We start from the raw sequence: 26,994 nt of genomic DNA on the forward strand, positions 1-26,994 counted from the left end.
TAGTCGCCAAAGGCGACAAACTTTCCGCTCATTTTAAGCAAGTCTCCAGACTTGCGAGAACGCCTCCCGATGCTGTCATCTGCCCTCATTCAGAAAAAAACACAACTCTAACCTGCTTGTTATTAACCTGTTAATATCCAACCCAAAAAAACAAGAGTGCCCGATTTTTTTCTTTGGCTACTTTTGAACAACAGAATATGGAAAATCAGGTAAACGTAGCGCATTACATCAGCGAACTGCTGTTCCTCCACGATTGTGTGGTGGTTCCCGGGTTTGGCGGTTTTGTGTGTACGTATGCCCCGGCCCGTATTCATCCGGCGCAGCACACCTTTCATCCGCCCTCCAAGCAGCTGGTGTTTAACCGCCACCTGCAGCAGAACGACGGTTTGTTGGCACACGCCATTGCTTCTGCAGTGCCGTGCAGCTTTGCCGAGGCCATGCAGGCTATTGAGGCGTTTGCCAACGACACCTCTGCAGCGCTGAAAGCGGGTAAAAACGTGCATCTGCACCACATCGGCCGCCTCAGCTTAGATCCTGAGCGAAACATCCGTTTTGAGGCCGACGAGGATGTGAATTTCCTCATCGAATCGTTTGGTCTGGGCACCTTCCAGAGCATGCCGGTGCTGCGCGAAACCGTGGCTGAGCAGCCTGCCGTCCAAACTGAGCCCGTGCGCCCGCTGCCCCCGCGCGAAAACAAAGTAAAAGCCGACGAGCGTCCGCCCGTTACGGCCCGCCCGCTGGTAACCCGCCGCCGCGCCATTGCGGCTGCTATAATTGTTCCGCTTGCTGCGCTGGCCATCTGGCTGCCCATGCAGCGGCTTAATAATGTGCAGCTGGCCGGCTTTAACTGGAGCGGCAACACGGCTACCGGTAAATACCTGCCGGTAAACTGGTTTAAGCAAATTCAGCCCGTCACCGATTCCTTTCCCATTCCGCCCGATCTGCGCGGCGATACATCAGGCAATCTGCACATTACCCTCGAAAACGGACAGCCTTTGCCGGTAAGTCGCCACGTGGCCGCGCCGGAATCAACCCGTGTAGAAAGGCCGCAGCAGCCGCAAGCCGCACCGCAGGCAGTTCAGTCAGGCACGTTTTACGTAATCGGCGGCGCATTCAGCGTACCCGCCAATGCCGAAAATTACCGCAAACTCTTAGAGTCGAAAGGTTATCCCACCACACTGCTGCAAAACGTAAAGGGCACGCTCACCCACATCAGCATTGCCAGCTTCACCTCGCGCGAAGAAGCCGAGCGTTTTATGCGCACCATTCAGGACTCTGTGGCAGGTGCGTGGATTTTGAAGCGGTAAATTCCAGGTATATTAAATTGAACAGGCCAGAAGCAGAGCCGCAATATTCCTGAATGCGGAAACGACGCTCATGTATTGGGAAATCGGGAATTTTATCAATCGAAATCTCAAAGAAAACAACCGTACCGAATACGGAAGCCAGATTCTTGCGACACTGTCGCAAGAACTGAAACAACACCGGTTCATTCGATCTTTTTCGCTGTGCATCCGCAGTGGTTAATATTAATTCGCACCCAACTCACGTATTTGCATTTTGGCGAAGTTTCTTCCATAGGTAAATGATTAGCCATGCCACAGATATTGCAACGGCAATATCACCCAGAAAGCCGGATGGCTTAAAGCCAAACTTGCTGTAACAGTCTATGCATTTCCCCTCAAAGTGGTTATAAAAGACGAATGGAAACCCAAACTCATCCAAGCCATCATAAGCAGCTTCACACTTCATTGTAAGCAGCGTACTTATTAGCCAAACTAGAATTGCAGCGATAAATGTTTGTGTAAACGTTTTCATCTTACAATTTCCTGAATTACGGATAAATCTCAATCACCGCCCCCGTTTTCACCGCCACATACAACTCCTGCATTTCTTCATTCGTAACCGCAATGCAGCCAGCTGTCCAGTCCATCCAGCGGTGAAATTTACCAATGTAACCACGTCCGTTTTTAAGTCCGTGTATTTTCACATCGCCACCGGGCGATTTGCCTTGTTTGCGGGCTGCGGCACGGTCTGCGGCGTTGGGGTAAGAGATGCCGAGGTTTTTATAGTGCGAACTGTTGGGGTTGCGGTCGTTTATGGTGTAGCGGCCTTCGGGCGTGCGCTTGTCGCCTTCTTCCTGTTTGTCGCCACGGGTGTTTCGGCCAATGGCTACGGTGTAGGTTTTGAGCAGCTGGTTGCCCTGATACGCACGCATTTCATGCGTGGATTTAAAGACCACCAGCCTGTCGATTACAGCGCCTTCGGGTAATTTCTTTTCGGGGAAAAAGTAATACGCCGCAGCAGCAAGCAACACAGCAAGTACGCTGAGTGAAAAATACTTTGCAATACGTTTTATCTTTTTCACCGCTACTCTTTTACCAGTGTGCGCGAAATTTTGCCGCTGTCTGTGTGCAATGAAATTACATAAAATCCACTATCGAGCGGGCTAAAGTCGATTTGCTGCGAAAACGTATCCTGCACGGCACCAAAACTGCGGCTCATTACCACACGTCCGCGTGCATCGGTAATTTCGAGCAAAAGAGTTTGTGTGTGTAAACCTGTAGCCTGCACGTGCAGCAAGCCTTGCGCCGGATTGGGGAAAACAGAAAGCGTGTAAGCTGTACCGCTTTCGTGAAGGCCTACGGTAAATGTAACAAGCACAGTATCGCTGGCCGTGCAGCCGTTGCTGTCGGTCACCATTACCCAATAACTGCCACTGGTATTGGCGTTTATGGATGATGTGGTTTGCGACGTGCTCCACACATAGGTTGAAAAACCGGCAGCAGCACTGAGCAGCGCGGGCGGATTGACCTGGGTAATGTTTGGGCCGAGGCTCAGCGCAGGATTGGCATTTACGGCCACATACACGCTGTCGCCATTTACACAACCGTTGCTGTCGGTGGCAGTAAGTACATACGAATTACTTTGCAGCGGCAAAAAAGGCTGGCCGTTTGCCACATTGTTGTTCCACACATACACTGCCGCGCCCGCCGCTGTAAGTACCAGCGAATCGCCCGCGCAAAGCTGAGCCGAAGGCTGTGCTGCAATGCTGAGCACCGGCAGCTGATTAACCTGAACAACTGCCTGCACAGCAGCACTGCAACCATTGGTATCGGTGCCGGTGAGCGTGTAAAGCTGAGTAAATGCCGGCACAAACGGCACACTGTCGGTTATATTGTTGCTCCAACTATAAAATGCCGCGCCATTGCCGTTAAGCATCACCGTATCGCCTGCGCAAACAGTATCAGCTGTAGCCGTGAAACTCACGGCCGGAAGCGGATTCACAGTAATATATGCCGTATCAGCAGCCACGCAGCCGTTTGAATCGGTGCCGGTTAGAATGTATTCGCCACCAGCTTCCGGGAAAAAGGGCACATTATTAAAGATGCCGCCGCTCCATACAAACGTGGCAGCACCTGTTCCGCTGAGTACAAGCGTATCGCCCGCGCATACTGTATCGGCCGTAGCCGTAAAACCCACTATCGGCAAGCTGTTCACCACCAATACGGCAGTATCGGTATTTACGCAACCATTCAGATCAGCCCCGGAAACAATATATATATTTGAACTTTGTGCCACTACCGGCACGTTATTCAGTATGTTGTTTGTCCACAAATAAAAATTCCCTCCCAAACCCGAAAAGGCAATCGTATCACCTATGCAAACTGTATCATTGGGCCATATGGTGTGCGAAATAACCGGAAGCGGATTTACAGTAACAGCAATTGAAGCTGTATCTGTACACCCATTCCCATCAGATCCGGTAACCATATAATTTCCTGATGTTTGCGGAATAAACCCGACACCATTCTGCACATTGTTTGTCCATAAATAATTCAGTGCCCCTAATCCATTTAAAGTGAGTGTACTTCCCGTGCATACCGATGCCGAAGGAGATGCCATAATACTTACAACCGGAAGCGGATTTACAGTTACCGCCACTATCTGCGTATCCGCACAACCCACATTGTTTGTGGCAATTAATTGATAAGTATTGGTTGATGAAGGTGTAAACGGCACGTTATTAATCACACTGTTGTTCCACACCGTACTTACGGCATTGGTTGCGGAAAGCGTTACGGCTGTTCCCGCACACACCACAGCCGAAGGCCAAACCTGCACGTTTACCGAAAACGATGAAAGAAACGGTGTAATAATTACCTGTCCGTTTCCGGTGCGCACCGCAGCTGTGTTACTTTGATTTGTGCCTCCGTTGTACGAACCGCCGCCGCCACCGCCTGCACGACAACTGTTGCCTTCGCCGCCGCCGCCGCCCGAGTAACCGCCGCCGCCGCCATTGCCGCACACCGCGCCGCCGCCACCGCCAAAACCACCATCGCCCTGCCCGGGCGAACCGAAATTTACCGAACCGGTGCCGCCAGTAAACAGCGGCCAGCTTAAACCGCCCGTGCAGCCGGTGCCGTAAATTGAATTTTGTCCGGCACTAAGCCAGCCTGCACCGCCCGAACCGGTGCCCGAAGCGCCGTTGCCAAAGCCTCCGTTGCCGTTGCTTCCTCCCAGCGCCGAAGCCGCACCGTTGCCCTGCGTACCCGCAGCAGCTACTACAGCGGCAATTCCGTCGCGGCAGGGTTGCGGCCAGTTGCCGTTTCCGCCACCGCCGCCGCCGGCCGCCAGCAGCAGGGTACGTGATGGCCCGTTGCTTTTCCACACAAACGAACCGCCGCCGCCGCCCGCCGAAGCACCCGCGCCACCGCAACTATTTACCGTGCCCTGCTGTCCGGCTACGATATAAATGGTATCGCCGGGCAGTACCTGAAAACGCCCTTTTACGCGCGCACCGGCGCCGCCGTTGGTGTTTCCGCCCTGTGCGCCAAAAGCTTCAATATCGAGCTGGGTTACACAGGCCGGCACCACATAATGCTGCACAGCGCCAATGCGGCCGGTGCCGGTGGCGTTGAACGTGAGTACGGGAAGCTGCGCAAAGGCCGCAGTGCTGGAAAGCAGGACGAAAGAAAGGAGTCGTTTCTTCATCGCTGTTGTGGTTTGTTAAGGTACAAGCCGCAACGCAGGGGAACTGCTGCTTTGGGGTAAATGTAGAAAGATATTCCTGTGTGCACGAAACGACTTGTGAATAATAGGTAACGAATGAGTTAATTCACGGTTTTCCGGTAAGCGGCTGTATATTTGCCGGTATGTCGAAAACGACACTCAGACTATCGCAGTTGCAGGATCTTGTTCGAGGGGCGCTGGAAGAAGCGTTCAGAGGACAGAGCTGGTGGGTGCTGGCCGAGCTGGAAGACATAAACGATCAGGGCAGCCGCATTTTCTTTACGCTTATTGAAAAAGGCAGTACCCACGCGCCGCTGGCCCGTTTGGGCGGTGCGGTGCTTTCGTCGGAGGCGCTGTTGCTGTTCCGCAATTTCGAAGACATTACCGGAAAACTGATAAAAGACCTGACCGGCCAGCAGGTGCTGATACGTGTAACGGTTACGATGCACCGCACGGCTGGCTTGCGGCTGAATGTGCTGGACATTGATCACCAGTTTATGCTGGGGCAGCTTGAGCGGCAGCGGCAGGAAACCTACAAACAGCTGGCTGCAAAGCCGGGCATACAACTGGTTGAAGGCCGCTGGCACACGCCCAACAAGGCACTGGCGCTGCCCGATGTGATACAGCATATTGCCGTAATTACGTCATCAACCGCAGCCGGCTACGAAGATTTTGTACACAAGCTGCACGGCGATGCATCGGGGATGGGCTTTTGGACAGAAGGTTTTTTTGCACAGGTGCAGGGCGAGGGTGCGGCCGAATCAATGCGGCAACAGCTGCTGGCGGTGTACGAGCGCCATAAACAATACCCCTTTGATGCCGTGGTGCTGATACGCGGCGGCGGTGCGCAGAGCGATTTGCTGCCGTTCGACAGTTTGACGCTGGCGTGGCCGGTGGCAAAGTTTCCGGTGCCGGTAATTACAGGCATTGGTCACCAGCGCAACGAAAGCATTACCGACACCATGGCGCACACCGCGCTGAAAACGCCAACCGAAGCTGCGCAGTTTATTCTTTCGCATAACCTGGCGTTTGAAGCGGCGGTGCAGCAGGCCTATGCGCATATCATACATCGCAGCAACAGCTTGCTGGCGTTGCACCGGCTGCATCTCGAAAAAACATCGGCCACACTGGCCGGGGGCATCAGTGCATTGCTGAATGTGCAGCGTGTGCAGCTTTCGCGCGCGGAAGCAGTTGTTCACAGCGGTACACGCGGCACGCTGCGCAATGCGCCGGCAGAACTGATGCAGTTAAAACAACGAATTGTTTCCGGCGCATTGCGCAGCGCCCAGAACAACCGCCACGCACTTGAACAATGTGCGCAGAAAATTGTGCAGCGCGCCCCGTTCAATGTACAAAAGCAGCACCATCATCTGGCCCTGCTGGCACAACGCATCGAACTGCTGCATCCGGCCAACGTGCTCAGACGTGGCTACGCTTATGTAACGCGTGCCGAAAAAATTCTGACCTCCGCGCAGCAAATTCAGCCCAACGACGAAATCATAATACATTTCGCCAGTGGCATTGTAACCACACATGTTAAATCCGTATCACCCGATGAGTGAACCACTGACCTACACCGCCGCTTTACATGAGCTTAACGAAATAGCGCGCGCCATCGACAACGAAACCATTCCGCTCGATGAGCTTTCGGCCAAGGTGAAAAGAGCGTCGGAACTGATCGACTTCTGCAAAAAACGCCTCCATGCCACTGAAGAAGAAGTGAAAAAAATTCTGGGCGACATGGAAGAACAGGCATAATACAAAACCGCACGCCAAATGAGTACCAAACCAACTACACCCGACGCCTACGTGGCCGCCCTGCCTGCCGACAGGAGAGACATTATTCAGGCCATGCGCGAAACCGTGCTGAAAAACATACCGAAAGGCTTTGAAGAAACCATAAGCTACGGCATGATTGGATACGTGGTGCCGCACAGCCTGTACCCGGCCGGCTATCATTGCGACCCCAAACTGCCACTGCCTTTTATCAGCATTGCCTCACAAAAAAGCCATATCGGATTTTATCACATGGGCATTTATGCCGATCAATCACTCCTTGACTGGTTTATCGCCGAGTGGCCGAAATATTCGGTGAAAAAACTTGACATGGGTAAATCATGTATCCGCTTCAAAAAAGCCGAAGATATACCCCTTGATCTGCTTGCTGCGCTGGTAAAAAAAATGAAACCCAAAGACTGGATTACATGCTATGAAAAGGGATTGAAAAAATAGTCCTGTTCTTTTCTGTGCATAAAACAGAATTTCATTTTTACCCGGCGTAAAATCCAGGTTGTTTATTTGCGTTTTTTCACATCGTGTAGCCGTATTTTAGCGCACACACCATAACCGTTATGCAAGAAAAAAATCAGACCGGATTTTACGCGATGCGGCAGTTTCTTTTATTTATTTTTCTGATTGTATTTACTCAAAGTCCTGCCCAGCAAAAAAAAGATTCGCTCTGGAAATGCTGGACGAATAAGTTGCTTGCCGATACAACGCGTCTGAAAGCACTCAATGAATATATCTACGACTATCATATATTAAAACAAACCGATTCAATTCTTGCGCTACTCAAAATACATAATGATTATGCGTTAAAAACAGGCAACAAAAAAGAACAGGCGTCCAATCTTTCCATGCTGGGCACCTATTATAACAATAAGAATAAATCATTAATTGCCAGAAGTTATTACAGAAAAAGCCTCGGTATTAATCGAAGCATAAATAATCAGAACGGTATTGCGGCAAACTACAATCAGATAGGTTTAGCCTACTTTTCAGAGGAACAATATGATTCTTCTATTTATTATTACTTCAATGCACTTAAGTTATTTGAACAGCAAAAAAACATAAACAAACAGGCCGCAGTGTATAATAACCTCGGATCAATTTATAGTGTGTTGTACGACACTTTGCAGGAACTTAATTGCTATGAAAAGGCGTATGCAATAACAATGAAATCGGGTAATGTACGTAACCAGATTATCACAGCAATAAACCTGGCTATGTGTGAAGTGAAGATTAAGGAGCGATGGGATTCTGTTCCGGTTCGTATTAACCGTCATCTTGAACAGTGCAGGAAAGCCGGCTATAAAGACCTTGAAATCAGAATGCTTGCTTCACTTGCCGATATCTACCTGTATTATAAAGATTATGAAAAATCGCTCTACTATCGCCAGGAAACAGGACGGCATGCACATGAAGCCAAAGACAGTATGGGCATCTGCAACTACTATTATCATTTGGCCCGGTTGTATTATTTTCAAAAGCAGTATGCTCCGGTACCTGAGTTGTTGAAAAAATCGATAGGCATAGCTGAGCGAAACGCTTTCTTACGAATGAAAAAAATAGGTGCCATTTTTCTTTCTGACGTGTATTATGAAACCGGACGCTTTGAAGAGGCACTTAAGTATTACAAGTTATACATACAAGCCAAAGACAGTATGCAAAGCAGCCTGACAGAGAAAATAATATTCAGGGAGCAAACAAAATATGAGTATGAGAAAAAAATGCTGGAAGAGAAGGTGATAAATGACAAAGCCGTATTTGAATTAAAGACACAAACGGCAAAACTGGAATATCAGAAAACATTATGGATAATTCTTTCAATAGGTGTAATACTCATTCTTGGCATTTCATTCATTTTCTACCGCAACAATACTCATCAAAAACAAATTATTGCCACCCAGAAACACAATCTCACCAAACAAAAACTTCTCGTCAGCCAGATCAATCCGCACTTTATCTTTAACTCACTCAATGCCATTCAGAATTATATTTTCAAGGAAAATGTATTTACTGCCGGCGACTATCTCTCACGGTTTGCAAAGCTGATGCGCATGATTCTTGATTTTTCACGTCAGGATTATATCACTGTCAGCGAAGAGGTTAATTTTCTTGAATCGTATCTTGAGCTTCAGAGCCTTAGATTCGGAAACAGCTTTGCTTACCAGATAAGCACCGATCCTGATCTTGATGCCGATTCTGCCACTATTCCGCCACTGCTGGGGCAGCCCTTTTTGGAAAATGCCGTGGAGCATGGCATGAAGAACCTTAACGGGAAATACGGAAAAATAAGCGTGCATATTTATTTAGAATCTGACATGTTGGTTTACGAAATTCAAGATAACGGCCACGGCCTGCTTGCTCAACATGCGGCAAATAAACCAGCCTCTCAACACAAATCACTTGCCACACAAATTACACGCGAACGGCTTGAAGCTTACACAACTACTCAGGCCGCATACCACATACATATTACCGATAAAGCGCAGGCGGGATATCCCGAAACCGGCGTGTTGGTAAAATTATCTCTCCCCTGCAAATTTAAGTAACACGAACAATGAAAGCAGTAATTATTGATGACGAACCAAACAACATCGAATTATTAACCACTCTTATTGAACGATTTGCGCCTCAGGTAGAATTAACCGGTACAGCTACCGGGGTAACCGAAGGCTATACTCTGCTCCGAAAAACAAATCCTTCACTTGTTTTTCTTGATGTGGAAATGAAAGATGGCTCCGGTTTCGATTTGCTCAAACTTGTACCTCAAATGCCGCTCCGCGTAATTTTTGTAACGGCACACGAGCACTATGCACTGCAGGCATTCCATTACAGTGCTACTGACTATCTGCTTAAACCGGTTTCACCGACTGATCTGCTTGCTGCCATAAGAAAAGCCGAACTGGCTGTAAGCCACGATGAACTGATGCTGCAAATGAACACGCTGCTCGCAAACATGAATGAGCCCGACGAAAAAAGCAAAAAAATAGTACTCAAAACCATGGAGCGCGTGTACATCACCACTGTTGATGATATTGTACGCCTCGAATCAGACGGAAATTATACCACCGTGCATTTAAATGATGGCAGCAAGGTACTCGTATCAAAACTGCTGAAAGATTTTGAACTCATTCTTAAAGACCTGCACAATTTCTTCCGTACACACCAGTCGCACATTATCAACCTCGACTATTTCTTCTGCTACGAAAAAGCTGAATCGACTGTGATACTGAAAGATAAATCGTTTGTACCGCTGGCTGTACGCAAAAAAGATCAGTTATTCAGACTTCTGAATATGGAATAACCACGTACTGGTTTATTAGTAGCCCTTTCAAAACGAATTTACACCAGTACCATACAATTACACATAATTACCTTACGAATTTACATCTGGAGATAAAATGGGTTTCGATCAGAATAAGTTTGCGGGCAATAAACCAACCTGCTATGATATCAAAAATCAAAAAGACTACAATTGCCGCCACCACAGGGGCAATCGTTTTAATCAGCACTCAAACACTGTTTGCACAAAACTTAATTCTAAATTATGGATTTAATGCCGGTACTGTTGTAAGTAATCAGGCTCAGGTAAATAGAGCTACTAACTGGGAACAGGGATGTGGACGAAGTTATCTGGGTTCAACACAATCATACTTTTTTACAAACTCTGCCGATCTGATCGACGATAACTCTACAAGTGCCAGTTATGACGAACCTTATCCTAATGGTCCTTCTCATACAATAACATCACAAGACGGCGATGGAAGATTTGTAGCTTTTAGCGGACGCGCGCAGTCTGACCCCACAATTTATCCTTATCTCACACATCCGGCAAGCACTTACGGCGAATCAGTAAAAGGTTCTCTGACAGCGCCACTGAATAGCTGCCTGTATAAAGTTTCTTTCTGGGCAGCAGGTAAAATCCATACAAATGCCACCACTCTCAACAATAATCTTGTAGTACAGGCCGTACTGCGCAAAGGCTCAGATTGCAATGCTGAAAAAATCATTTTCACTACTCCTATTATTACCAGCCTCGACTGGCAATACTATGAGGGGACATTTGCACTAAGCGCATCAGAAATTAGTTTTGGTTACGATAAAATTGAATTTCGTATTCCTCTACTCCCTCTAGGAAGTGTTGGTTCCACATGGGCTTTGGTTGATAATACCAGCCTTACTCAGTTATCGGTAACCCGCCCTGATGTGCTGGTTTCACGTAACTACTGCCAGGGCTCTCCGGTAACAGTTAGCGGATCATTCGTTGCAATAGCCACAAACCACGTATGGAAAATCGAAGAATCGGATGTGGCCGGTGTGGTAGTTCCTGGTGGTTATTCTTATACCAGTGCAACTATTAACGGCACTCCCGGCCCATACACGTTCCCGGCAAGCAGCAACCTGCCTTGCAACAGGTATTATAAAATTTCGCTTTCACTCAATTCGCCCTGCGGAAGTTTTTCAGGTACACAAGTAATTTACTATCGTTGCCAACCCACACCCGTTATCAGTTCGTCAGAACCGAACCCGCTTTGCTTTGGCGAAACAACAACGCTTTCGGTAAACTACTCACCCGTTCCTTTGCAAACATCGGTAGTTTGGAGTACAGGAGCAACCACATCTTCTATCTCCGTAAATCCTCCCGCAAACCAAACCTTTTCAGTTACAGTAACTGATCGCGGCTGCTCGGCCAGCACATCTTACACCGTAACCCGCAGCAACACCAACAACCCCGGATTTACACTCACCGCCAGCGCCACAGCCGGCAACCCGTACTTTACCGCCAGTGCTACTCCGCTTATTAACCCTGGTGCAAACGGCATAAACTACTACTGGGATATTGTAGAAATCGACCCGTCCACAGGCAACGAAATCGCCAACACCAAGGTATATAACCCGCAGTGCTGGTGGAATGCAGCAGGTACTACCAGCTTCCAGAACTACAATTACCTTACCTCTTATACATCAGCAAACAATGGCTACAGCAACCCTGCCAACTTTGGCTGCAGCGCCACTGCCGGACGTTTTGAAAGCAATCATACCTACCGTGTAACCCGCGCTACATGGACAGCCACCTGCCCGTGGACAGCAGAAGTACAACTGATGATGCTTTGCCCTACTTGCCGTACCAACGGAGCACCCGAACTGGTAGTCACAAACCTGGGTGTGTTTGATGCAACCAACCTGCCCGAGAATATGAATTACCTGCGTTCGGTACTGGATAACGGTGCACAAAACCAAGTGCTGCCTTCCGTAAGCATCGCACCCAATCCTTCGCTCGGACTCTTCACACTCAGCAACCTGAGCGGTGCATCCACGCAAGTAGAGGTTTACAACCTCAGCGGACAGTTAATTCACAGCAGCCTTACAACCGAAAAGGCACTGCAACTTGATCTTACCGCTCAACCTGCCGGCCTATACCTATGCCGCATCACAGCCAACGGCCACACCGAAACACGCCGTATGGTAATTGAGTAACGAGTGAAGCACATCCCGCTTTCATGCACCGGCCTCTGTTTTTCAAAAAACAGAGGCCGGACTTCTATCATCATTACAGAAGCTGCTTTTTACACATAAAAGGCAGAAGTCATACCAACGTATATCAAGCAGGCCATGCACACATCATCACACCACATATCCCCGTAAGGGTGCGACGCTCGCGCCCCAACGAAAATCAAAACCACAGATTCCCGTAAGGGCGCGACGCTCGCGCCCCAAGACACGATCCCACGACACAGCCCATAGAAATATCCCCCCCCCAGCATATCTATCCCCAAAAACACCCACGCATCCCCACACCGGGCGCGAACATCGCGCCCCAACGGAAATCAAAACCACAGATCCCCGTAAGGGCGCGACGCTCGCGCCCCAAGACACAGCCCCACTACACGATCCCAAGACACGATCCCACGACACAGCCCCACGACACAGCCCCACGACACAGCCCCACGACACAGCCCAGCGATACAGCCCAGCGACACAGCCCAGCGATACAGCCCCCCCCTACCCACGACCAAACCGGGCCACATACAACTCTCGCCCCAGCACCGCAAACACCACCCCATACTCCAAAAACACAACCCACAAACTCTCATCCACCCCATCAACCCCGTAAGCCGAATAACTCACCCACACCATCACCGCCCAAACCAAACCAAACCACCATCTCCCAATCACCCCCCACAACAACACCGGCACCACATACCACGGATGCACAATAGCAGCGCACGCATAATACATAAACAAAGCCAGTGCAGCCCTGCGCGCTAACACAGCTACCCCATCATCCTGCGCCTTGCGCAAAGCAAGCACGGCAATACCGAGCAGGCTCAGCAGCAATAACACCGGACCAGCTACAGCAATAATGTTATAGCCTTTTACCGCAAAGCCCGCTTCGCGTACCAGATAATACAAGCTGGCATTGAACTCAAACTTGCGGAAGTACAAATCAATACTGCTCAGCAGGTGCGGCACAAAGCCGCCGGCCAGCAGTGGCACAAAACACAAAGCTGCCACGCCACATGCCACAAGCGCATACTGCAGTGTGCGGCGTGTGCCAAGCAACCGCCACAGCAGCGGCAACAGTAGCAGCGGAAGCAGCTTGGCGGCAATACCCAAACCAAAAAGTACGGCCGATAAATAAAAGCGGCTGTTCAAATAATACATTGCCGCCACGCAAAAGAAAACCACCAGCGCCTCCGCATGCAGATTGCCCGTAAGCTCAATTATCACCAGCGGATTGAGCGCATACAGCAACGTATTGCGCACAGGTATATTCATTCGCACCAGCAGGCGTGGCAGCAGCATTAGCGTACCCGCCTCAGCCAGCAGTTGCAACACACGCAGCACAAGCACGCTACCATACACACTCTGCGGCGATAGCTTGGCCGCCAGCCAGAACGTGGCCTGCGCCACCGGCGGATATACCGTAAAATATTCAGGCGAATTAAGCTGCCCGTACAGTTCACACGTAAGCCCGGCGGCTTTACCGGCTGCCGTGTGCAGCACATCGCGCGGCAGCAGGGCAAAAGGCTCGTGACCTGCCGCAAGCAGGCGGCCGTCCCACACAAAGCGGTAAAAATCATCACTCAGGTTGGGCAGCATAAACAGCAGCAGCAGCCGCAGTACAAATGCAGCCCCCAGCAGCTGCGGCACTTCTTCTTCGCGCGTGTGGCGGTAAATAAACCACGCCAGTGCCGTACAGCTAAAGGCAAGCGTAAGCAGCTGCAATGTCGCTGTGCGCGGCGTAAGGTAGCCCAAAGCCGCTATACCCGTGGCAAGCAGCGCAAGCAATACATTGCGCACACGGTATGCGGCGGCTTCGTTCACCAGTATTTAAAAATCGTGGTTATTATCTTGTAGCCTGCCAGTATCGTGCCTTTCACCGTACCGCTTATTTTCGAAAAACCAATACGGCGGCGGTACGTCACAGGCACTTCGGCTGTTTTCATTTTCAGCTTGGCGGCCTTAAGCTGCATTTCCACCGTCCAGCCATAAGTAGTATCGCGCATCGCAATTTGTAAAAGCGCCGCATACTTCACCGCCCTGAACGGGCCCAGATCCGTGTAGCGCACACCATACAGCCAGCGCATAAGCGTGGTGGCAAGCCAGTTGCCAAACACCTGCTGCGGGGTCATCGAACCTTTTTCGCGGTTGCCCAGCGCGCGCGAACCGATCACCAAATCAACCCCTTCATTCAACACAGGCGCTATCAGCAACGGCAATTCTTCCGGACGGTCCGAATAATCGGCATCCACAAACACCACAATATCGGGCTTCACCGCCTGCTGCGCAATCCACGCCATACCGCACAGGCAGGCAAATCCGTAACCCTGATTAGTTTCGTCCAGCACAACAGCTCCGGCAGCGGCTGCGTTCTCACGCGTGGCATCGTTCGAATTGTTGTTAACCACAATAATGTGGCGCAGCATAGCACGCGGCAGCGCATTCACCACTTTGCCTACCGAGTTTTCTTCGTTATAGGCCGGAATAATTACGTCAATTATGGGCGATGTGTTCATTGGCCTCAGATACGAATATACAGTGTTGCAGGATGTGAAAAAAAGAGAATAAGAAGCAAAACCTGTGGTTGCAGCAAATAACCACCTGTCCCGCCATCCGCTATACGCCGGCAGCATACAGCCCGGAATACATTTTACAGCCGGGGTGCCGCTGCTGTCGGGGCTACAGAAATAACTTCCGTGTTCCATAACACCACCTGCTCCCCCGCCCCCCGCCTGGTGAACACGCTCGCAGCATCATCCCGTAAAAAAACACCCGCATCATGCCTCAAACATCAGCTGGCAGCGGCGTTGCAACTTTTTGCCAAACACCGCAGCCGGAGTAACGCTCGTAGCGTTTAAGACCTCGCAGAGTTGCTTAACTTTATACAATGAAATCGCTGCTGATTGTGCTTTTGCTTCCGGCCGTACTGCTTTTGTGCGCCGCACCCTCGTGCAGCGAACCGGCAGCCGCTACAGCTGCCATGCCCACAGCAGCCACCGTGCGCGACTCTGCACTTGTGGCCGGCTTTGGTTTCGAGGCACCGCCACAACCGGCCGACTCATCCGTATTTGCGGCCATGCGGCGTTGCGGCGGCAACTGGGTTGCACTTATACCCTACGCCTTTGTACCCGCCGGCAAAACCGAAATCTGGTTCAATCACCCGCGCCAGTGGTGGGGCGAACGCAGCGACGGCATCATCGCCTGCACACAATTGGCCCGGCAGCAGCAGCAGCGCATCATGCTCAAACCGCAGCTCTGGCTTGGCGGCGGCCAGTTCACCGGCACCTTCACATTTAGCGACACAGCCTTCTGGCATGCCTTCGAGCTCAACTACGCGCGCTACATCCTGCACTACGCACGCCTGGCTGATTCGCTGCACATCGAACTCTTTTGCATCGGCACCGAAATGGCTGCTTTCGTAAAAGCACGGCCCGCCTACTGGCAGCAACTCATTCAGCAGGTGCGCAGCGTATATAAAGGCAAACTCACCTACGCCGAAAACTGGGACAGCTGGGCACAATTTCCACACTGGCCGCTGCTCGACTATATTGGTGTGGATGCATACTTTCCGCTCAGCAACGCGCAAACACCAGCCGTTCCCGAATTAGTGGCCGCGTGGAAACCTTATCAGAATGCCCTGCAAACGGCCAGCGAAAAAACGGGAAAACCCATACTCTTTACCGAATTCGGATACCGCAGCTGCCACCACGCCGCACAGCAACCCTGGCTTGCCGATACCGATTCGCCTGTAAACCTTGCCGCACAGGAAAACTGCTACGAGGCATTGTTGCGTACATTTGTACCACACAACTGGTTTGCCGGCGGCTTCGTGTGGAAATGGCATGCCAGCCAGCAGGCAGGCGGCATACACAACAACGATTTTACTCCGCAAAACAAACCGGCACTCAAACGCATCGCCACATGGTACGCGCACTAATGTTTTTCGCCTCTTTTCTCTCTCTTTTCACCTCGTGCAGCGCACAGGTAAGCAGCGGCAGCTACAACGCCATGCTCAAAACACTGCTCAGCCACAGCGTTCCCGAAATCACCGTCGATTCACTCGAAAAATGCGTAGGCAGTGTTACCCTGCTCGATGCCCGCGAAACCGCCGAATTCAATGTGAGCCACATCGCAAACGCCCGCCACGTGGGTTACGATAAGTTCAACATGCAAACCGTGGCCGGCATCGCCAAAGACCGGCACATTGTAGTGTACTGCTCCGTAGGCTACCGCAGCGAAAAGATTAGCGAAAAACTCAAAGCCGCCGGCTATACGCATGTATCTAACCTCTACGGTGGCATTTTCGAATGGGTAAACCAGGGCAACAATGTGGTTGACAACAGCGGTAAGCCTACTGCAAAAGTGCATGCCTACAGCAAAACCTGGGGTGTTTGGCTTACGAGCGGAGAAAAAGTGTATAAGTAAATTATCTGCGATTCTGGCTCACCGAGTAATAAAACACCGCACCGAATCCTCCCGCAAGCATTACATGAAACGGCAGCAAACCATAATCGCCAAGCCGGATGCCGGTAATAATACCATATATAAAATACAGCATCAGTAAAGCCTCTGCCAGCACCAGCGGCGTAAACGCATTGCGCACATACACATTCCCCGCCCAGCCATCGGCATCCGTATTTATGTTGAATTTAGGCGTGCGTACAAAAGGCGTTTTACGCCCTGCATAACCTTCAATCACAGCCACTGCATTGTGCAGCGAAAGCCCCATCGACACGGATAAAAAAAGCGGAAAGCTGCACAAAAAATGCCACACACCTTTGCCCTGTGCTTTATAATAATTCCGGCTCGATACATAGTACAAACCGCCAAGCACCACAAAACTCAGCAGAAACAACGTTGCCACCATAAACAAGGCATTGAGGGCGGGAAAATGTTGCTTCGCGAATAATAACGGCACACTCGTAAGTGAGGTTATAACCACACTTATAAAAACTGCACTATTCAGTAAATGCAATATACCATGCCATTTTTCACCAAACGAAAAACGCGACCGGAGCACATTTCCGATATGTTTCCGGGCTACTTCTGCGCCGCCTTTTGTCCAGCGATATTGCTGTGATTTGAGCGCACTCATTACCGGCGGCAATTCAGCCGGTGAAACTACGTCTTCGAGATACACAAACTTCCAGCTCTTCAATTGGGCGCGGTAACTCAGGTCAAGATCTTCGGTAAGTGTATCAGCTTCCCAGTTGCCGGCATCAAGTATGGTTTTTTTGCGCCAGATTCCGGCTGTGCCATTGAAATTGATAAAACCGCCCATGTTCCGGCCTACCTGCTCTACGGTAAAATGCGCATCCAGCGCAAAAGCCTGCAGGCGGGTAAGCATACTGTAATTGCGGTTAATATGTCCCCAGCGTGTTTGTACCATGCCGGTTTGCGGGTCGGCGAAATAGGGGATCGTTTTTTCGAGAAAATCTTCACCCGGCACAAAATCGGCATCAAAAATGGCCACAAACTCCCCTTTCGCTGTTTCCAGACCGTATTTCAGCGCACCGGCTTTAAACCCTTCGCGGTTGCTGCGGCGCAGGTGTACAATGTCCACACCTTTCATTTTCCATTCAGCCGCTTTCGCTGCAATTATGGCCGTAGTTTCGTCGGTCGAATCGTCGAGCACCTGTATTTCCAGCAGTTGTTGCGGATAGCGTATGCGGCACACGGCATCAATAAGCCGTTCAGCCACATACTGCTCATTATACACCGGAAGCTGAATGGTCACGTGCGGTCTCAGCGTTTCATCGCGCAGGTAAACGTCTTCGGGCCTGCGTTTGTGCAGATAACGCCAGAGCAGCTGTGCCTGCGAAATGCTGTATAAACTCACAAACAACAACCCCAGGCCATACATGCACACACAGGCCAGCAAAAACACATCAGTCAATGTATTGCTCATTGCCGCAAAGATCAGGATAATCCGTTCAGCTTTATACCGTCGTTACCAATACTGATCGGATTGTCGTTTATGCGGCCTTCTTCGGGTCCGTTTTCGAGTTTGAGTACGCCGCGCGGACAAACCGCTGCACATATTCCGCAACCTACACACGATGCACGTACAATATTCTGGCCTTTCTGCGCGTAGGCCCGCACATCAATTCCCATTTCACAATAGGTTGAGCAATTGCCGCAGGAAATGCATTGCCCGCCATTGGTGGTAATACGGAAACGCGATTTAAAGCGCTGAATAATGCCCATGTAACCTGCAAGCGGACAACCAAAGCGGCACCACACGCGGCTTCCAAGCACCGGATAAAATCCCACACCAATTACGCCCGAAAAAGCTGCACCAATAAAAAACGCATACGGCTGCTGGAAATACGTGTAAATACTCAGCCCGAAAATTTCCGATTTGCCGGAAAAATAACCGTAAAGCGTGGCCGCTGTCATAATCACTACCAGCGCAAGCACACCGTGTATCATCCAGCGTTCAAACTTCCATGCAGAAACTTTTTTCGATGAAAGCTGACGGAACGGATCGCCTGCCGTTTCGGCCAGTCCGCCGCAACCACACACCCACGAGCAGTACCAGCGCTTCCCCGCAAAATAAGTAATTACCGGAGCTCCGATCAGAAACAGAGCTATGCCGGCCACCAGAAACAAACGTCCCAGCGCACCACCTTCCAGCATGGCATTCAGGTGCCAGTCGTGAAAGAAATAATAATTCAGTGGCCAGATGTTTTTGATGTCTTTGGCAAAGTAAGCCTGCCCGGTAGTAAGCCCTTCGAGAATTTCGGGAATGAGATACGCCAGAAATAATTGTGATGCAATTACTACCGATGTACGGATAAGCTGATAGCGGTTGTGCCGGTACTTGAGCATAAACTTAATGCCCAGCGCCAGTATAGCCACTGTGTAAAGTGTACCATATACAAACCACTGCGAGGTGGAATTGCTGCCGCTGAAAAAACGTTTCAGCGGATCAAACAGGGCAATAAGTCCGGTGTTGTTACCGTCTTTCCCCAGCCCCAGTGTTTCCGGGAACCAGTAAAGCGCCACGTAAAAAGCCGTAAGCACAATGCCTGCCACCCAGCCCCAAAGGCCCCTGTTGGTAAGCGACGATGTGAACACACCGTTGTTTTTTATTCCCGCCGGCACGTTGCGGTAAAGTGCCAGCGAATAAATAATAACCCCGGCTACAATCCCCAGCAACGATGCAGCAAGCAAAGCCGCATTTACCGGCACCAGATGCGCCCATGCCAGCAACAAATAAACCACCGCAAGCACAGCGAGCGCAAAACCGCCTTTTTGAGCGGCATGCACACCTTGCGGGTGCGGTTCGGATAGCGATAAACTTGGCTCAGGGCTTTTCATGTATGTTGCGGGCGTTTGAAAATTTGTGTCCAGCTTTTGGCTTTTGCCACCACTTTTATGCCGGTCTGGGCGGTAAAGGCGGCGGCAATATCCGCTTCAAAAGTTTTGTAAAATTCGGGGTCAAAATTGGCACTGGCGAGATTTTCGAGAGCGTGTGCCACATTTACTCCTTCGCGCAGCCAGCGGTCAACCAGCTCGTGGCGCAGGCGCATACCAAATACATTAATACCGGTGAGGCGTTTTGACGCGGCATCGTACACCGCGCGGAAACTTATTTTGCCGCTAGCATGCTGCCAGTAAAAGCTGCTTTCGTTCTCGCCCGCATTGGCTTTTACATCGCCGTAAGTCTGGTATTCGATGTCGAAGAATTTGGCCGAATTGAACCAGGGGCCCGGCGCGTATGCGGTGCGTTTAGCGGTGAGTGTAAGCGCAAGTGTTTCGCCATGAAAGCGGCCGGTGTACCAGAGTGGCTCAATGGCGCGGCGGCCGGGCGGTGGTGTGCGGTATTGGGCACAGTCGCCAATGGCATACACGTGCGGCTGATCGGTTTCAAAAAATTCGTTTACCAGAATGCCGCGCTCGCAGGCAATGCCCGACTGGCGGGCCATTTCGGCGTTAGGACTTACGCCCACGGCAATGCCGGCAAACTGGCAGGCAATTTCTTCGCCCTGTGTGGTAACAGCTGCACGCACGCGTCCGTTGCCGTCGGGCAGAAGTGCTTTGAGCTCGGTATTCAGGCGCAGGTCAATGCCGTGCTCGCGCAGGTGGCGGCTTATAAGCGCAGCTTCTTCGGCAGGCAGCACGTTTCGCCAGAACTCGTTTTCGCGCACCAGAAAGGTTACGTGTATGCCACGTGCATGCAGCATTTCGGCCATTTCCACACCAATCAGGCCGCCGCCCACTACCACAGCATTTGCAATGCCTTTTGTATCGGCCTCCATGCGCTGCAGGTCGTTGTAGCTGTAAAGCCCCTGCACGCCTTTGAGCTCCTGCCCCAGCCAGCCAAAGAAGTTTGATTGTGAACCGGTAGCCAGCACCAGATCGCCGTAAAACATGCGGGTGCCATCGGTAAATAGCAATTCGCGGCTGGCTGTGTTTACCTGCTGCACATGCTTGCGCACCAGTGTAATGTTGTTTTTTGCCCAGAAATTGTCTTCGTAAGGCTTGGTATGCTCAAACTGCATGTGCCCCATGTAAATGTACATGAGTGCCGTGCGCGAAAAAAAGTAATCGGTTTCCGAAGAAATCACCACCACCGGCCGGCGGCTTCGCTTGCGTACATGCCGTGCGCAGGTTATGCCGGCAATGCCGTTGCCAATAATTACAAGTGTTTCTGAGGCCGAAGGTTCATTCATGAATGTGTAGCGTTTAAATGAAATTGGCCTTATTCGTTCAGTGTCCAGTCGTAAGTTAAATAGTCCAGCTTCGCATTGGCATTTATTTTCACGTCTGAATACTTGTTTATCACATCAATTACAGTTTGATTCCCCTTCTTGAAATCCATCGCATACCAATCGAAAATTTTCGACACTTTGGGCGTAGCAGCCGAAACCTGATTGCGCTTCACGTCTTTCAGAAAAGCACGCCCCTGCGCATCCAGCTGGCTTTCGAGCTTTTCGGGCGTGTAGGCTGCGTTGAGCAGAATGGGGCACGATTTTGAAGCACACACCAGCGCAAAATGAATCCGGTAATCGTTAAACTTTTTGCGGAGCTTGGTGTGTTCAATGTTGTTCAGGTCAAGTGTTTCCTTGCCAATTTTGATAAACTTAATATCCCACGGCGTATTTACAAACGGCACTTTGCCTGCAATATCTTTTATACTCTTTACCGGATAATATTTAATAATGAGTTTAACGGTAAATGCATTGTAGGCATTTATCCAGAATGCTTTTTCCTGATTGGCGGTCCAGGAAGCATCAGGGGGATTATCGCTGAGCAGTTTCAGGTACTTGTTCAGTTCCACCGAATCGCGGATAAAGGCTTTGTAGTTAACCTTTCCATCGGCCGTTACGTTTTTTTTGAGCAGGTTATCCCAGGCGGTATGCGCGGGGGGAGCAGCAACTAAGTTTGTCACCAGCAGTAAAAACGCGGCGGTAAAAAGCAGCAGTCTGGATTTCATGGCTGAATTGATTTGGTAAACGGTACATACGCAAACAAAGGCCATACCGGATTTTGGAAAGTTAGCTATTTTACAAAACTTGCACACAAGCGCATTGGTCAATTCCGCTATATTTACCTGTTATAACCTTCCTCCATGAAAAAAACAGCCATCCTTTCAGCCGCTTTGCTGTCGCTTGCCTTTGCTTCCTGAGGAGGCAGCTCTCAAAAACAATCCGAAAAAGACGCTGCCAGCCGGCCGCTCTCGGCCTACGAAATTGAGCAGCGCATGAAAGACAGCCTCGCCAAGCTGCCACCCAAACCCGTTACCTTCGATGAGGCGCTGGCCGATACGCTCAGCATTGCGCATAATGTAAGCATTGAAGGTTACCTGCAGCTCCCGCAGCTTTCATCCTCCAGCGACCGTGGTCAGAGTATGAACTTCTTCGGCCGCCACAACCAGATGGATGGCAAGGATATTTATGCCACCATTCCCACCGGCTCCGGAAAAAACAAAATGAAATCGCTGCCTAAAAACTATAAGCCGTCCGACGTATCCATTACCGATAAAAACGGCAAACCTGTGGGCCTTAACGAACGGGTGAAATTATCGGGCAGTATTTATGCCTCCAAAGATTACAGCGATCCGAAAAAATACACCCTCTTTTTCACCGTAACCGATATTTAAAAAGTGGACGAAGCCGCCGCCGATTACCCGGCCATGAACTGGCCCGAACTTACCACCGAAGCCAGCAAGAACGAAGAAAACTACGACAAGCCTTTCTACCTCGAAGGCAAGCTCGAAGTGCCCATGTTTGTGCTCACCGGCCAGGAAATGACCATTGATCTGGTATCCGCCAAAGGCGAGAAATTTACCGTGAAAATTGTAACCGGTACAGGCAACAGCCAGATGGAAGACCTGGTGGAAAACTGGTCGCAGGCCGATGTGAAAATACGCGACAACAAAGGCGCTGTGATTTCGCTCAAAAAACCAGTGAAAGTGTATGGCGTGCTGGCGCTCGACGGGCTGCACGTAGAGGAAATTGCAGCCAAATAAACCGGCTTGTGATTCATTACAGCGTTGAGAACAGTTGTTTTCAGCGCTGTTTTTTTTACACAAAACCATGCGCCGGTGTTTACGCTTCTCATCTTACCTTTGCCAAACCATGACCCTGCCCGGCATCAAGCTCTCCGCCCTGCTCTACGCGGCCCGCATTATTATCGGCTGCCTCATCACCTGGTGGTCGCTGTTTTACCTTACCGATACCAAAAAAATCTGGGCCATCATTTCGGTCATCATCGTAAGTGAGCCTGATTTTACAAGCATCCGCCAGAGCATGGTATCGCGCATCATCAACACTATTACGGGTTGTGTGCTGGGGCTGGCTTTTATAGCCGTTTTCGGGCTTAATTTCTGGTCTATGATTGGTGCGGTGGCTGCTTCGGTGCTGGTGGCTGTTTCCTTCCCCAATTATCCCTCAAGCTGGAAACTGGCACCCGTTACGGTTATCATCATCATGATGCCCGTTTTGCCCGATGATTTTACGTGGGACGACTCGTTGCTCACCGCGCTCATGCGCACCGGCGAGGTGCTTTACGGCAGTTTGGTTGCGTTTGTGCTGGGCTGGCTGTTTACCGAGTTTTTTAAAAAACGGTTCCCGTTGTTTGTGCTGGAGGATGAGGAGAAGGAGAAAAAGGGCGAGAATGAGTGATTGAAGGCGTAGGAGCGAACCATCAGTGCATTTCCAAACCGTTCGGCTCGCGCTTTCCACGCCAATCCGGCAGCCGCAAAAACCATCTGTTATCGCTAAACTTTCCGAGAGTTATAAACTCTCGGAAAGTTTAGGGAATTTGATTTTGGTTTTTGCGGCTGCCGGATTTCTGTTACAATCGCGGCTATGGATTCAAACCGTTCAGTGCCATAAAAAAAATCGCCCGATCAAAAATGATCGGGCGATTAACCGTGTGGTTCGAGTCAGAATCGAACTGACGACACAAGGATTTTCAGTCCTTTGCTCTACCAACTGAGCTATCGAACCAGCTTTGCCGGGGTGCAAATGTACACACAAAATTGATTTTGCAAAAAAATATCCGCTTTCCAGTGCAGCAGGCTCAATTACAGCCGATTATTTTTGATAAAAGGCCGGCCAAACTGTAATTCGTGTTAAAAACGGGGCGTTGGGGCGGCGCTGTGCGTACCTTTGGGCACCAAACTGCAATTTATGCCGTGGAACCTCATTCTCGATTTCGGGAATACCCGCCTCAAGGCCAGCCTGTTTTTCGACGGGGCTTTGCGTGAGCACCATGTGCTGGAAACGCCTACAGCCGAAGCGGTGCTGGAAATAGCGGGCGGAAAACCCGTGCAGGCCGGCATGCTGGCTTCGGTGCGGACTGACGATGCAGGGCTGGAGCATGCGCTTTCGCCGTATTTTCCGCTGCTCCGCCTCGGGCCTGATACGAAGTTGCCAATTACCAATGCGTATGGCAGTCCGCATACGCTGGGGTACGACCGCATAGCGGCCTCGTGCGCAGCGGGGCAACTTTTCCCGGGGCAGCCCGTCTTGGCCATTGTGGCAGGAACCTGCATTACATATAATTTCACAACGGCAGCCGGCGAGTTTCTGGGAGGAGCCATTTCGCCGGGCATAGGCATGCGGCTGCGTGCCATGCACGAATACACTCAGAAGCTGCCGCTGGTGGACATGGAAGGGCCCACGCCGTTTCCGGCTACCGATACACAAACCTCACTGCGCACCGGTGCCGTGTATGCCGCACAGCTCGAAGCCAAAGCATTTTACCACGAATTGAAGGCAAAATACCCCGATCTGGCAGCCGTAATTGGCGGCGGCGATGCCCCGGTTTTGGCAAACGGGCTGAAAAATGACATCTTTGCACGCCCGTTTCTGGTTCAGGAAGGGCTCAACCGCATATTAGAGTATCATGCATCCAGCATTCAGCGCTAAGCGCGCCCTGTTTTTTTGCTTTTTGGCCGTGTTTACAGCGGTTGGCAACCTCGCGGCTCAAAATCCCGCCGTACTTCAAACCGTTAGCCCCTACTCACGCTTCGGACTTGGCGAGCTCAACGCGCTTTCAGGCCCTTTCAATCAGGGACTTGGCGGGGGCGGTATTGGCTTGCGAAACGACTCGCTGCTGCCAATTTACATCAACCACGCTAACCCGGCTTCACTCACAGCCCTGCCCATCACTACCTACGAAGTGTCGCTCGTATCCAATACCGTACAGCTGCAAAATGCCGCTTCAACCGGCACATTTAACCGCACCTCGCTGGGGCAAATGACGCTGGCTTTTCCCGTTACTTCGTGGTGGGGAGGCTCGCTGGGCTTTGCGCCCTATTCTACGGTGGGCTACAACGTGGTGAACTCCGCTGTTGAACCCAATATTGGCTCCGTTACCTACAAATATCAAGGTACCGGCGGCGTCAATCAGGTGTACACCGCGCAGGCATTTCGTCCGTTTGCCAACCTGGCTAAGCGTTACCAGCTTTCCGACAAATACGAAATGCAACGCCGCGCTGCCGACACCACAGCCATGAAAACAAAAATGGCCCGCCTCAATGCCCTTGGCAATATCTCCATCGGCGTGCAGGTATCGTACCTTTTCGGATCAACCAACAACATACGCCGCGACGAATTCCCCGATTCACTCTTCAGCTACAACAGCCGCATCAACCGCAGCATCCTTTTCCGCGATGTGTATGCCACTTTCGGACTGCAGTATGGTTTTATTTTCCACAAAGCACTAAACCCGGTTTACGAAAACCTGCCCGACTCGGCCGTAACCGGCAAATCGGTGTTTAAAAACACGTTTACCTATGTGGCCAACGGCAAAACACAGGATGCCCCGCTGTTTGTAAAACGCAACGGCATTCGCGGAACAGTAGGGCTTGTATTTGCCCCTGCCACCGAACTCACCGTGAGTTACGAATTGCTGGCCGAACGCTATAAAGTAAGTGGCGGCCGCGATCTTATTCTCGACACCGTACTCTATTATAAAGGTGTGCCGGGCCGTGTAAACATGCCACCCATGTTTGGTTTGGGCTTTGCCCTGAAACGTGATTACCGCTGGCTTTTTCAGGCCGACGTAATGGCTCAGCAATGGGGCAACCTTACCATTCTTGATGTGAACCCCGGTTTGCGAAACAGTCTGCGTGCTACTGCCGGCTTTCAGGTACAGCCCAAACCGGCCGGACGAGGCAATTTCTTTACAGCGGTGCAGTACCGCATTGGGGCTCGCTACCACCAGACTTCGCTTCAATTCAACAATGTGGGGCTGAATGAAATGGCGGTGAACCTGGGCTTTGCCTTTCCGCTGCCCTACCGCACCCGCCTCGGCGAACCTGTTTCGCGGGTAAGCCTCGCAATCGAAGCCGGACAGCGCGGCACAATTGAAAACAATCTTGTAAAAGAAAGTTTTTTCCGTGTGTCGCTCGGCGTGACCATCAACGATAAATGGTTTAACCGTTATCGTTTCGACTAATGCGGTTTTGGCTCACCGGCTTTGCTTTTGCTTTACTCGCGGCCTGCTCCAACGACCCGCGCGAAGTAAAACGCCTCACCCGCAAAGACACATTGCCACTGCAAACTGCAAAGGATGTAACGCTGTATTATTCAGACAGTGCCAAGGTGAAAATTAAACTCACCGCCCCTCAAATCGACGATTACGCCGGAAACGAACCGCGCACCGTAATGCCGCTGGGCATGAAAGTGGAGTTTTACGACGACGACATGAAGGTGAACTCGTCAATCTCAGCCCGCTATGCTGTGCGTAACGAGCGCACCAACCTCATGGAAGCCCGCTCAAACGTGGTGGTGGTAAATACAAAAGGCGAAAAACTGGAAACCGAACAGCTTTTCTGGGATGATCGTATTGACAGTATTTATACCGACAAAAAAGTAAAGGTGACCAGCGGCTCGCAAATTATTCACAGCGAAGGACTCCGGGCCGATCAGACCTTTAACAATTACCGGTTCAAGAAGGTAACCGGTATCTTTGCACTCCCTGATTCTGATACTAATCCGAAATGAATTCATATTTCCGCTTCTCCGAATATATGTGGCTTGGACTGGCCGTTATCTGTGCCGGTCTTACCGCATGGTTTTTCCTCACCAAACAAAGCGATAACGGCTTTTTTGCTATGGGCATGGCGGCTCTGGCAGGAGTAATGTATGGACTCCGCCGCCGGTTTAATAAGTCGCAGTCGAAACCCAAACCCTGATTTGGAGCCTCTGAACTTCTGAAAAACAAAGATTT

At 50.7% G+C, this 26,994-nt stretch carries 25 protein-coding genes and 1 tRNA gene; 17 read left to right on the top strand and 9 right to left on the bottom strand.

Annotation, left to right across the window (positions count from 1 at the left end; all coding sequences use genetic code 11):
- Window positions 1–197: 197 nt before the first annotated feature.
- Both IM638_06490 and IM638_06495 read left to right on the top strand, forming a co-directional pair.
- Window positions 198–1,307, top strand: coding sequence for an SPOR domain-containing protein (locus IM638_06490; protein ID MCA6362668.1), 1,110 nt, complete (start codon window positions 198–200; stop codon window positions 1,305–1,307).
- Between the two features lie 16 nt (window positions 1,308–1,323).
- Window positions 1,324–1,527, top strand: a complete 204-nt coding sequence (locus IM638_06495; GenBank protein MCA6362669.1) for a hypothetical protein — start codon at window positions 1,324–1,326, stop codon at window positions 1,525–1,527.
- Window positions 1,528–1,834: 307 nt separating this feature from the next.
- On the opposite strand, the gene IM638_06500 is transcribed toward IM638_06495, so the two are convergent.
- A complete protein-coding gene (locus IM638_06500; protein ID MCA6362670.1) occupies window positions 1,835–2,368 on the bottom strand; it encodes a L,D-transpeptidase family protein in 534 nt (177 codons plus the stop codon).
- Between the two features lie 2 nt (window positions 2,369–2,370).
- A complete protein-coding gene (locus tag IM638_06505) occupies window positions 2,371–4,995 on the bottom strand; it encodes a T9SS type A sorting domain-containing protein (GenBank protein ID MCA6362671.1) in 2,625 nt (874 codons plus the stop codon).
- 161 nt (window positions 4,996–5,156) lie between these two features.
- Here IM638_06505 and xseA point away from each other — a divergent pair, with 161 nt between their 5' ends.
- The 6 genes from xseA (at window position 5,157) to IM638_06535 (ending at window position 12,276) form a co-directional block, all read left to right on the top strand.
- On the top strand, window positions 5,157–6,575 hold the full coding sequence (gene xseA / locus IM638_06510) for an exodeoxyribonuclease VII large subunit (GenBank protein MCA6362672.1): 1,419 nt from the start codon (window positions 5,157–5,159) through the stop codon (window positions 6,573–6,575).
- Window positions 6,568–6,771, top strand: coding sequence for an exodeoxyribonuclease VII small subunit (gene xseB / locus IM638_06515; GenBank protein MCA6362673.1), 204 nt, complete (start codon window positions 6,568–6,570; stop codon window positions 6,769–6,771). The genes xseA and xseB overlap by 8 nt, the downstream gene beginning before the upstream one ends.
- Before the next feature lie 18 nt (window positions 6,772–6,789).
- Window positions 6,790–7,245: a DUF1801 domain-containing protein gene (locus tag IM638_06520; protein ID MCA6362674.1), complete on the top strand. Its 456-nt coding sequence runs from the start codon at window positions 6,790–6,792 to the stop codon at window positions 7,243–7,245.
- A 119-nt stretch (window positions 7,246–7,364) separates the two neighbouring features.
- Window positions 7,365–9,347: a histidine kinase gene (locus IM638_06525; GenBank protein MCA6362675.1), complete on the top strand. Its 1,983-nt coding sequence runs from the start codon at window positions 7,365–7,367 to the stop codon at window positions 9,345–9,347.
- Between the two features lie 8 nt (window positions 9,348–9,355).
- Window positions 9,356–10,102, top strand: coding sequence for a response regulator transcription factor (locus IM638_06530; GenBank protein MCA6362676.1), 747 nt, complete (start codon window positions 9,356–9,358; stop codon window positions 10,100–10,102).
- A gap of 143 nt (window positions 10,103–10,245) precedes the next feature.
- Entirely contained in the window at window positions 10,246–12,276 is a 2,031-nt protein-coding gene (locus IM638_06535) for a T9SS type A sorting domain-containing protein (protein ID MCA6362677.1), read from the top strand.
- A gap of 525 nt (window positions 12,277–12,801) precedes the next feature.
- Here IM638_06535 and IM638_06540 read toward each other — a convergent pair.
- Both IM638_06540 and IM638_06545 read right to left on the bottom strand, forming a co-directional pair.
- Entirely contained in the window at window positions 12,802–14,127 is a 1,326-nt protein-coding gene (locus IM638_06540) for a hypothetical protein (GenBank protein ID MCA6362678.1), read from the bottom strand.
- Window positions 14,124–14,819 (bottom strand): glycosyltransferase family 2 protein, encoded by a 696-nt coding sequence (locus IM638_06545; GenBank protein MCA6362679.1) that lies wholly within the window; start codon window positions 14,817–14,819, stop codon window positions 14,124–14,126. Before IM638_06545 ends, IM638_06540 begins: the two co-directional genes overlap by 4 nt.
- A 371-nt stretch (window positions 14,820–15,190) precedes the next feature.
- Here IM638_06545 and IM638_06550 point away from each other — a divergent pair, with 371 nt between their 5' ends.
- Both IM638_06550 and IM638_06555 read left to right on the top strand, forming a co-directional pair.
- Complete coding sequence (locus IM638_06550) at window positions 15,191–16,240, top strand: hypothetical protein (GenBank protein ID MCA6362680.1); 1,050 nt, start codon at window positions 15,191–15,193, stop codon at window positions 16,238–16,240.
- On the top strand, window positions 16,225–16,728 hold the full coding sequence (locus IM638_06555) for a rhodanese-like domain-containing protein (protein ID MCA6362681.1): 504 nt from the start codon (window positions 16,225–16,227) through the stop codon (window positions 16,726–16,728). The genes IM638_06550 and IM638_06555 overlap by 16 nt, the downstream gene beginning before the upstream one ends.
- Before the next feature lies 1 nt (window position 16,729).
- Here the strand turns inward: IM638_06555 and IM638_06560 are convergent, their stop codons facing one another.
- Genes IM638_06560 through IM638_06575 form a run of 4 tightly spaced genes read right to left on the bottom strand, consistent with a single transcriptional unit; the run spans window position 16,730 to window position 21,745 of the window.
- Window positions 16,730–18,211, bottom strand: coding sequence for a glycosyltransferase (locus tag IM638_06560; GenBank protein MCA6362682.1), 1,482 nt, complete (start codon window positions 18,209–18,211; stop codon window positions 16,730–16,732).
- Between the two features lie 11 nt (window positions 18,212–18,222).
- Window positions 18,223–19,626, bottom strand: a complete 1,404-nt coding sequence (locus tag IM638_06565) for a 4Fe-4S binding protein (GenBank protein ID MCA6362683.1) — start codon at window positions 19,624–19,626, stop codon at window positions 18,223–18,225.
- Window positions 19,623–20,981 (bottom strand): FAD-dependent oxidoreductase, encoded by a 1,359-nt coding sequence (locus IM638_06570; protein ID MCA6362684.1) that lies wholly within the window; start codon window positions 20,979–20,981, stop codon window positions 19,623–19,625. Before IM638_06570 ends, IM638_06565 begins: the two co-directional genes overlap by 4 nt.
- A 29-nt stretch (window positions 20,982–21,010) precedes the next feature.
- Window positions 21,011–21,745: a DUF547 domain-containing protein gene (locus IM638_06575; GenBank protein MCA6362685.1), complete on the bottom strand. Its 735-nt coding sequence runs from the start codon at window positions 21,743–21,745 to the stop codon at window positions 21,011–21,013.
- A gap of 267 nt (window positions 21,746–22,012) precedes the next feature.
- On the opposite strand from IM638_06575, the gene IM638_06580 reads away from it, so the two are divergent.
- From IM638_06580 to IM638_06590, 3 genes are all read left to right on the top strand, one after another.
- Window positions 22,013–22,411, top strand: coding sequence for a hypothetical protein (locus IM638_06580; protein ID MCA6362686.1), 399 nt, complete (start codon window positions 22,013–22,015; stop codon window positions 22,409–22,411).
- A gap of 3 nt (window positions 22,412–22,414) precedes the next feature.
- Window positions 22,415–22,780 carry a hypothetical protein gene (locus IM638_06585; protein ID MCA6362687.1) on the top strand — a complete coding sequence of 122 codons (366 nt, stop codon included), beginning with the start codon at window positions 22,415–22,417 and terminating at the stop codon, window positions 22,778–22,780.
- 67 nt (window positions 22,781–22,847) lie between these two features.
- Entirely contained in the window at window positions 22,848–23,435 is a 588-nt protein-coding gene (locus tag IM638_06590; GenBank protein ID MCA6362688.1) for an FUSC family protein, read from the top strand.
- A gap of 254 nt (window positions 23,436–23,689) precedes the next feature.
- Here IM638_06590 and IM638_06595 read toward each other — a convergent pair.
- Window positions 23,690–23,762: transfer RNA gene (locus IM638_06595), tRNA-Phe, on the bottom strand.
- Between the two features lie 183 nt (window positions 23,763–23,945).
- Between IM638_06595 and IM638_06600 the strand changes: the two genes are divergently transcribed.
- From IM638_06600 to IM638_06615, 4 genes are read left to right on the top strand one after another with little or no spacing between them, the layout of a single operon-like run.
- A complete protein-coding gene (locus IM638_06600) occupies window positions 23,946–24,686 on the top strand; it encodes a type III pantothenate kinase (protein MCA6362689.1) in 741 nt (246 codons plus the stop codon).
- The gene (locus tag IM638_06605) at window positions 24,664–26,220 is read left to right on the top strand and encodes a hypothetical protein (GenBank protein MCA6362690.1); all 1,557 of its coding nucleotides are present in this window, start codon (window positions 24,664–24,666) and stop codon (window positions 26,218–26,220) included. The genes IM638_06600 and IM638_06605 overlap by 23 nt, the downstream gene beginning before the upstream one ends.
- Window positions 26,220–26,768, top strand: a complete 549-nt coding sequence (lptC, locus tag IM638_06610) for an LPS export ABC transporter periplasmic protein LptC (protein ID MCA6362691.1) — start codon at window positions 26,220–26,222, stop codon at window positions 26,766–26,768. The genes IM638_06605 and lptC overlap by 1 nt, the downstream gene beginning before the upstream one ends.
- Window positions 26,765–26,959 (top strand): hypothetical protein, encoded by a 195-nt coding sequence (locus IM638_06615; GenBank protein MCA6362692.1) that lies wholly within the window; start codon window positions 26,765–26,767, stop codon window positions 26,957–26,959. The genes lptC and IM638_06615 overlap by 4 nt, the downstream gene beginning before the upstream one ends.
- Window positions 26,960–26,994 lie beyond the last annotated feature (35 nt).

This window comes from Bacteroidota bacterium (assembly GCA_020402865.1).
GTDB lineage: Bacteria > Bacteroidota > Bacteroidia > Palsa-965 > Palsa-965.